General features: G+C 54.3%; 5 protein-coding genes. All 5 read right to left on the bottom strand.

The genetic code is table 11. From position 1 onward, the window contains the following. Window positions 1-415, bottom strand: a 415-nt coding sequence (locus ACYVIA_RS22145) for a prolipoprotein diacylglyceryl transferase (RefSeq protein WP_460844451.1), incomplete at its 3' end; no start/stop codon positions are given. A gap of 104 nt (window positions 416-519) precedes the next feature. Beyond that, the gene (locus ACYVIA_RS22140) at window positions 520-2,343 is read right to left on the bottom strand and encodes a glycoside hydrolase family 15 protein (protein WP_460844449.1); all 1,824 of its coding nucleotides are present in this window, start codon (window positions 2,341-2,343) and stop codon (window positions 520-522) included. A gap of 4 nt (window positions 2,344-2,347) precedes the next feature. After that, window positions 2,348-3,358, bottom strand: a complete 1,011-nt coding sequence (locus ACYVIA_RS22135; RefSeq protein ID WP_460844453.1) for an SDR family oxidoreductase — start codon at window positions 3,356-3,358, stop codon at window positions 2,348-2,350. 21 nt (window positions 3,359-3,379) lie between these two features. After that, window positions 3,380-4,861, bottom strand: a complete 1,482-nt coding sequence (locus ACYVIA_RS22130) for a vitamin K epoxide reductase family protein (RefSeq protein ID WP_460844448.1) — start codon at window positions 4,859-4,861, stop codon at window positions 3,380-3,382. A 410-nt stretch (window positions 4,862-5,271) separates the two neighbouring features. Continuing rightward, a partial coding sequence (locus ACYVIA_RS22125; RefSeq protein WP_460844156.1) for an integrase core domain-containing protein occupies window positions 5,272-5,382 on the bottom strand: 111 nt, incomplete at its 5' end.

The following is a 5,382-nucleotide window of genomic DNA, read 5'->3' as shown; positions in this document are numbered from 1 at the left end:
GTCGGCCTGCTTGAGAATGGCGATGATTTGGCTTTCCGAAAAACGCGACTTCTTCATGTAAAACTTCCTCGTTTCTGATGGGAGAAAATTCTACTTTCAAATCCGCTTCTTTCTCGGGGGGATTACCTTTCCAGACCATGAATATTTCCAATGGATTAGAAAAGTAATAGGCCGGTTGGTAAAACAGGACTTCGCCAAGGCGTCCTCCAATAACGACCCCCAGCACACCATAAAACAGCATGTCGTCCAAGTTTTCTTTCTTCCAGCCGACAGCGGCAAGATGCGGTTGCCGTATGCGCAAACGGCCAAGCGCAATGAATTGGACAAAGGCAACCAGATACATCAGCCCATACCAGTGTACCGACAAGGGGCCAATTGAAAGGGCGATGGGATCGGGCATCGGATGAATCAGCATTGATGGCGTCCTTTTCTAATGGCTATTTTCAGGTTGCTGTTTGCAAGGCTAATTTTGCAAAATGCAGTGCATTGCTTTGTGAGAAAACTGAATGAAATTATCAATCAGCGGTCCTTTGCTGCCTCAGCGTTTGCTAGCCTGACTGCGCTGCGAATTAGGGCCAAATGCGTAAAACCTTGTGGATAATTCCCAAGCAGCTCTCTACTGACCGGCTCGATTTCTTCAGCAAACAAGCCCAGATCATTGCTGTAGCTGGCTATTCTTTCAAATAATTTTCTTGCTTCATTGACTTGGCCAACCATCACGAGGTTGTCGACTAGCCAAAAACTGCATAACGCAAACGTCGCTTCGCCCCCAGGCAACCCGTCTTCATTGAGATACCGGTATACCAGTCCGTTAGCGCTGAGCTGGGCTTGAATCTGTCGGATCGTGGACTGTACACGCGCGTCGGACGCTGGAAGAAAGCCCACCAGCGGAATGGTCAGCGCGCTCGCATCCAAGGCCTTGACGCCAAATGCCTGGGTAAATGCGCCTAGTTCTTCGTCATACCCCCGGGCCAGGATTGCACTGCGTATGTCTTCCCGTGTTTGGCGCCATCGCTCCAGATCCGCGGGTAGATGGTACTTGTCCGCCAGCAAAATGGCCCGGTCCACCGCTACCCAGCACATCAGTTTCGAATACAGGAAATGAAGCTGCGCACCACGTACTTCCCAGATCCCTTCGTCCGGTTCCTGCCAGTGTTCTACTGCCTGATTGGCCACGTAGCGGTAGATTGCCCAGGTTTCAGAATCAGGCGGCGTCATGCGCATGGACTGATAGCACACCGCAACGGCTTCGAGCAATTCACCATAGATGTCAAGCTGCTTTTGCTGTGCGGCGGCGTTGCCGATTCGCACGGGACGTGATTGACGATAGCCTGCAAGATCCGGCAGAATTTCTTCGTGCAAATCTGTGCGGCCGTCGATGCCATACATGATCTGTAAATGCCCCTTGCGTTTGAGGCCGAGCGACTCGATCCAGTCAAAAAAATGGAGCGCTTCCTCATGAAATCCGATGGACATTAAGGCATCCAAAATGAGGGAAGAATCGCGAATCCAGGTATACCGGTAATCCCAATTGCGCACCCCTCCTATTTCTTCTGGCAAAGAAGTCGTAGGTGCGGCCACCACGGCGCCGTTCGGGGAAAAGGTCAGCAACTTCAGCACCAGTGCACTGCGCAATACCAGGTCGCGATACGGCCCTTCATAAGTGCAGCGGCTTGACCATGCGTGCCAAAAGCTGATCGTTTGCTCCAGCATGTAGTCGAACTGAGGGTACTGATTGCCAATACTGTCGTCCTGAGGATTGTTCACCAGGCAGAAATCCACGTGTTGGCCTGCTTTGATGACAAACCGCCCGTGCACAGTGCCGGCACGGTCATATTGCAACGGCACCGTACTGTGCAACACGAGGGTCGTGCCGGCGCCAGAGGCAATGGCGTGATTGCCAATCAGTTCGATTCGCGCCGCGTCGCGTGCAAAATCAAAGGTTGGGCGGAAGACCACTTCGATTGCGCATTCTCCCGTTACGCCCTCGATTCTTCGGACAAGTTTGCTGTTGGCATCACGCTTGTCCGGAGCCTCTTCGGCTGCAATGGTCATGAAGTCGGTCAAACGGCATTGCCCGCCGGTACAGGAAAAGGTAGTGCAAAGCACATTGGTGCGATCAAGATACGCGCGTGCAGAAGTGTAGTCGCCGATTGGTTCGATACGGAATTCGCCGCCTTTTTCGACATCGAGCAGCTTGCAAAATACTGCTGGGCTATCAAAATGCGGAAAGCAGCACCAGTCTAGTGAGCCATTGCTAGCGATGAGTGCAGCGGTGCGCGTGTCGCCAATAATGGCATAATCGGCAATCGGCCGGTCGGGCTGGGCGTGCATAGCGTTCATCTGGTCAAGCCTTTAGCGAGCGGTTGCGTGTCGTGCGCTGGTAGGCTGCTCTGGCAATGACCAGCATGGCTAGACCACCCAACAAAGGAGCCCGATGGCGATCCAGCCAAGCCTGTGGACTGAAGTTGATCGCTCCCTTGTCAAAACGCCCGTGCGCGCCATAGTCCTTTAACACGGGCCGCATCAGATTGTCGGGCCGGCCGCTGGGAATGGGCGCATCCGTTTGCTGCGACTGGTAGCCGGTTTTGGCCAGATAGCGGTCGATCAACCCCGGGAAAAATTTGTTGGCCCAGATCGCGCCAACCGTCGTAATGCCTACTAACATTTCACGCCGGTCATGGTGTGCCGACCAATAAACAGCCCGTGCGATGACTTCAGGCTGGTAGATCGGCGGCACAGGCTGGGGCTGGTTAGGCATATTGGAGCGGATCCAGTCGAACTGCGGCGTATTGACGGCCGGCAGCTGGACCATGTTGAGACGAATATTGAGGCCGTCATGCAGCAGTTCGCAACGTAGCGCTTCGGTAAAGCCTTTGATGGCATGCTTGGCGCCACAGTACGCCGACTGTAAGGGAATGCTGCGGTAAGCCAACGCTGAGCCCACCTGCACGATCGTGCCTTGATTGCGCGGCTGCATGCGGCGCAATGCAGAAAGGGTGCCATGCACGTATCCCAAGTAGGTGACCTCCGTTACCCGGCGATATTCTTCGGCGGTCATTTCAAGCGCCGGCGAAATCATCGATGCCATGGCATTGTTGACCCAGATATCGATCGGGCCGAACGCCGCTTCCACTTCATCGGCGGCACGTTCGACGGCTGCGGGATCGGCAACATCGACTTCCAGCACCACTGCGCGGCCGCCCAGCGCCTCGACTTCCTGCCTGACATGTTCGAGCGTCTCGCGGTTTCGGGCCAGCAGCCCAATCCAGGCTCCATGCCGGGCAAACTCCCGCGCAATTGCGCGTCCGACTCCTGCTGAGGCGCCGGTGACCACCACCACTTCCTGTGTTTGCATCATGTCATCCTTCGCGGTCGGTTAGACAATGTAGCGGTTCCAGCCGGCATAGCTGCTTTTGATTGCGCCTTTGGGCAGGCCCAGCAGAATCAGGACCAGGCCAACGAGGATGCTGTTCCAAGTCGCCGCGCCTGAGGAAATGCCTTCTAGGAACCAAGGGGCTGCAATCAGCCATATGCCAAATAGGATATTGATGAAACGCAGCAACCTGCCGACTTCCGCCATGGCTATGAAGCTAACGGTCAGCACCAGGGCACCGACCAAATGGTCGCTATTGGCCATCGTGCCTGATGTATCGAAAGTCAGGCGGGTGAACATGAGCCATACGCCAAGCACGCTGCTTGCAACCAGGGTCCATGGCAACGTGGTTCCTGCCACGGTCTCACGGATCATTTCGCGCAAGCTGCCACGGAATTCCTTGGCTGTATCTTCACTGCCGCCTTCCATGGCGTCGCCCATCCAAAATACCCGCCACAACGGCTTGCCCTTGCGCTTGGCGTCCAGCATGAACTGGCCCATTGCCACCAGTTCATCCAACGCGTAGGGAATCATCACCAGCATGGCGACGCCTCCAACCAGGCACAGGGTACACAGGGTGCCTATGGCGATCGGCTGCATAATAATAAAAAAGATGCTCACGCCGCCCAGGGGAACTACTAGGATGCCAAACATCAGCACCATCCAGGGCATGGTGCGCCAGCGTCGCTTGTCACCCATTAAGGCCATAAGGAGTTCCAGAAGATAGGCCACGCCGCCCAGACCCGCGTCGGGAATTGGCCAGGCCTGGGACATCTCCGAAGTAATCACACCCTCGGTGCCTGGCGTAAAAAATGGGTCCCATGCCTGATCGACGTGACCCAGCTGGTATGCCGTCAAATAGCGGGAAATCAGAAACCCGATTAGAGCCATGGCAATAATCGGCAGGCGCTGCAACCAGGTGGAAGGAGAGTAATTCCACCCGGGCGGCACATCTGGCCCACCCATCATGCCCTCCATGCTCATGCCCGGCATCATCGGTACCAACACCGCAAAAGCAATCACCAAGGCGCCCACTAGCGTATCGTTATGATAAGCAATCGGCAGTGGCGCCCAGAACACGAGTGGTGCCATCAACAGCCAAAAGCCCACGACAGCATTGGCCCATTGCGCCCAGCTAAAGCGCCTTTTTGGCGATAAGGACAGGGCGCTAAAAAGGATAATCAGTGCACCACTGATTACGTCGCTGTAGGTCAGGAATAGGTCGCGTGTTTCTACGGAGGGAAGGTTGCGCTCTGCAGCAACCCGTAAAATGCCTGGATCTGGAGTGTGGGCGCTTAAATACCCAAATGCGAAAGGCGCGGTAATGAGCCACAACCCAAGCATAAGATTGACGAAATGCGGCCACAGCATCGACAGATGATCATTGATGAGCATCTGCTGCTCGTCATGTCCTTTCCTGTCCGTCGGCCGGGGCATAGCTGCGTGCCCCATCATGGCGTGATCGTGGGATGCATGACTCTTCATGGAAGAAGCTCCGGGTGCAGTTGGTTGGTTTATTCTTTGTGTTACCTAACGCTTGAAATGTGACTAATGCTTTTTTTGAAAGTTCAGCAACTTGCGTTAGCTGTTCATCGCAACCAAGCCTTGCCCATACCAAGATTACATTTAGATTGCATCTACATTACAGAGCCTTAATCTAAAGCTCCATATAAGGCGAACTAAGGGCATTGTGATCAAAAATTGGTTGGTCAATAAACGCGCCCATACAGGGTATGCAACGCATCAGATGTGAGGTGGATTCGTAGTTGCCGTTTTTCGTCATACATCGCTCCGTTCATCAAGTGATTCTCCGGCAGTGCAACCATCGTATTGGGTTCTCAGCGTTGCTGACTGCGTGCTCTTTCTTTAATGGTGGAAATGACCTGCTACCCAATTTAGTCCGAAATCGACATAGAGTCTGCGGTTAAAAAACTCTCTGCAAATCTATTCGGCGTCAGGTAGCCGAGCGAACTATGCGGACGTTCGCCATTGTATTCCTGACGCCA

The sequence above is a fragment of the Noviherbaspirillum agri genome (genome assembly GCF_054780595.1).
Note: the sequence above shows the minus strand (reverse complement) of the source record. Positions and strands in the feature narration are given on the sequence as shown.